The following is a 1,010-nucleotide window of genomic DNA, read 5'->3' as shown; positions in this document are numbered from 1 at the left end:
GACGATCTTCGCGGAGGTGGTGGCGCGGGTGGGGGCGGCCGCGTTAGAGCTTGCGAAGTCCACTGAGGACCCTTTCGAGCAGCGTGACGTCGGGCTGGTTTCCGGATTCGCCGCCGGAAGCGGGCTGGTGGATGGCGACGAGGCCGGCCTCGGCCAGGTCGGCCACGAGGATGCGGGCCACTCCCAGCGGAAGGGAGAGCAGCGCCGACACCTCGGCCACGGACTTCACCTCGGTGCACAGGGTGCAGATCCGCTGGTGCTCGGGGAGCAGGGTGGCCAGGCGCTGCGGATCCACGTCGGCCGAGACGAGCGCCTCCAGGGCGAGCTCGTAGCGGGGCCGGGTCCGTCCGCCGGTCATCGCGAACGGTCGGATCAGCGGGCCGGAGTCCTGCTCGTCGTCGAACTCGTCAGCGTGCCCGGGCCGCTGGGCCGACCGGCCGCCCTGGTGCCCGACGGCCGACCGGCCCCCGAGGCCGGGGCCGGGCTGCTGGCCGGCCGTCCCGTCCTGCCTCGGGTAGCCCGCGGGGGGCGCGTCGTAGGAGGGCTGCGGCTGCCGGGGCCGGCCGTACTCGTCGTACTGCCCCGGCGGGTACGGCCCGCCGTACTGCGGCTGTCCGTAGTGCTGGTCGTGCTGGCCGTGGAGCGGCTGGCCGTACTGCTGACCGTGGCCGACGCCGGGTGCTCCGAAGGCGTCATGGCCTGTGCCAGGGTACGGAACGCCGTACTGGCCGCTGCGGTCGTCGGGCGGTGTCACGGATCCTCTCCTCACAGGGTGCGGCGGTGCGGTGCGAGCTCGGGCACTGGTCCCGAGCCGGTGGTGCGAAGGCCGTACTACGTCCGATCCCGAGCCCGCCGAAGCGGGCCCGGGACGGGCGCGGAGGTGCTTCGAATACCAGGACGGTATCCGACGGTCCGTCAGTGCAGGAGACTGCCCTGGAGTTCTGCGCGGAGTGCGGGGGTGAGGACGGCGCCGGCCCGGTCGACGAGCAGGGCCATCTCGTATCCGACGA

General features: G+C 73.3%; 1 protein-coding gene and 1 pseudogene. Both read right to left on the bottom strand.

Features of this window, described 5'->3' with window-relative positions:
* Window positions 1-43: 43 nt before the first annotated feature.
* Complete coding sequence (locus ACFWOG_RS40945; protein ID WP_329947346.1) at window positions 44-754, bottom strand: DUF742 domain-containing protein; 711 nt, start codon at window positions 752-754, stop codon at window positions 44-46.
* A 161-nt stretch (window positions 755-915) separates the two neighbouring features.
* Window positions 916-1,010, bottom strand: a pseudogene (locus tag ACFWOG_RS40940) (roadblock/LC7 domain-containing protein); the annotation flags it as partial.

Origin of the sequence: Kitasatospora sp. NPDC058406 (genome assembly GCF_042722765.1) — a bacterium.
GTDB lineage: Bacteria > Actinomycetota > Actinomycetes > Streptomycetales > Streptomycetaceae > Kitasatospora.
Note: the sequence above shows the minus strand (reverse complement) of the source record. Positions and strands in the feature narration are given on the sequence as shown.